The sequence below is a fragment of the Microbacterium sp. Bi128 genome, assembly GCF_918698205.1.
This window is the reverse complement of sequence record NZ_CAKKMM010001254.1, coordinates 1-1,497: the sequence shown is the minus strand read 5'-3', so window position 1 is coordinate 1,497 and position 1,497 is coordinate 1. Positions and strand designations below refer to the sequence as shown.

Annotated in this window: 1 protein-coding gene and 1 pseudogene; both read left to right on the top strand. The window is 60.5% G+C overall.

Going from position 1 to position 1,497, the window contains the following annotated elements:
• Nucleotides 1–1,083 (top strand): annotated as a pseudogene (locus LQV45_RS31765) (hypothetical protein); the annotation flags it as partial.
• A gap of 228 nt (nt 1,084–1,311) precedes the next feature.
• A partial coding sequence (locus LQV45_RS31760; RefSeq protein WP_230011419.1) for a hypothetical protein occupies nt 1,312–1,497 on the top strand: 186 nt, incomplete at its 3' end.

Genomic DNA, 1,497 nt, shown 5'->3' with positions numbered 1-1,497 from the left:
GAGTGGAAGAGCCGTTATGGGTATCCCACAATTCCTGGATATCTCTCGGCCGCACTGCAGCCGATAGCGGCGGAAGGTTCGGATTTCCCCTGGTACATCGGCGTCGGCAACCATGATGAATCCGGCCAGCCGGAGTCCGGTCCGATTTCTCCAAAAGCCGAGTTCGTCGGTGCTCTTCGAATCGGCGACCGGCTGCCCACCCGGCTGCCATCCGGCATGGATACGACTGACTTCTGGGAAACAGTCAGGACCGCCAATGACAGTGAACGCCGGAGCCTCATCGCTTCGCTGCCGTCGAGAAAAGTGCCGCCATCGAAACTTCGGCGTGCATTCAGCAAGACGGAATTTATGGACGCTTGGCCGAAGGACGCAGGAAATCCACGGTTCCGCTCCGGTTCCGGCAAGGGTTCCCGGGCCGATCCGTGCTACACGTTCGACCTGTCGCCGGATGTTGTCGGCATCATGTTGAACACCGCAAGTCCCGACGGCGGCACTGAGGCGGCGCTGGACGCCGCCCAGGCGGATTGGCTGGAGGAACAACTGCAGCGAGTTTCCGGGAAGTTCTACGATGCCGAGGGCAAACTCGTCACCTCGAAGGCCGGCGACCGTCTCGTAATCCTGTTTGGCCATCACCCGCTGTCAGCCTTTGCCGCCAAGCAGCCCGCGTCCGGCGACGGGCCCACTTTCCTGAGCCGATCGAAGGTCCTGCGACTCATCGCCCGTTTTCCCAACGTGGTCGCCTGGGTGAACGGTCACGGACACAAACACCGGGTGACACCGCACAAAGCCATTTTTGAGCATGGCGGATTCTGGGAAATCACTACAGCCTCGCTGATTGACTATCCTCAGCAATCGAGAATTGTTGAATTGCTGGACAACGGCGACGGGACCCTGTCAATCGTGGCGACTCTGATTGACCACTCTGAGCCCGACAGCGTGACGTACGGAGAAAGCCAGACTCCTGGTTCCCTTGCGGCCTTGAGCCTTGAGCTCTCCATGAATCGTCCGGGGCTTGATGTCGAGGCCGTGCGGGGAAGCGCCGGAGACCAGAATGTTGTCCTTGTCCTGCTGAAACCGTTCTGACGTAGACTGCCCGGCAGCGGTCGGGCGTTTGCGCTCGGGCAACGATTTACTCGGACCAAAAGATCATGAAGCTACAACCACCGGTGGGAACAGACGAAAGAAGCGAATCAGACAATGCCAGGTCACGACCAGAGCCAAGCAATAGCTTCGCTGAAAGCCACGGCTAAGAGGAACCTTCGGCGTGTGTGGCGGGCATTGCCCAAGGAGCAGCAGACCAAGTTCCGGAGAATGGCACACCCCGCGAACCTGGCCCGGGTCCAGCGGATGCTGGGGACAACGGGGGTTGCACGCCTTCAGCTCGCGCGGCTCACTGTTGTCGTCCTGGTCACAGACTATGCTCCCAATCCGGAGGCCACGCTGCGCAGCGTGGTGGGCCAGCAGCCGTCCGCTCTGGACATGATTGTCGTCGACACG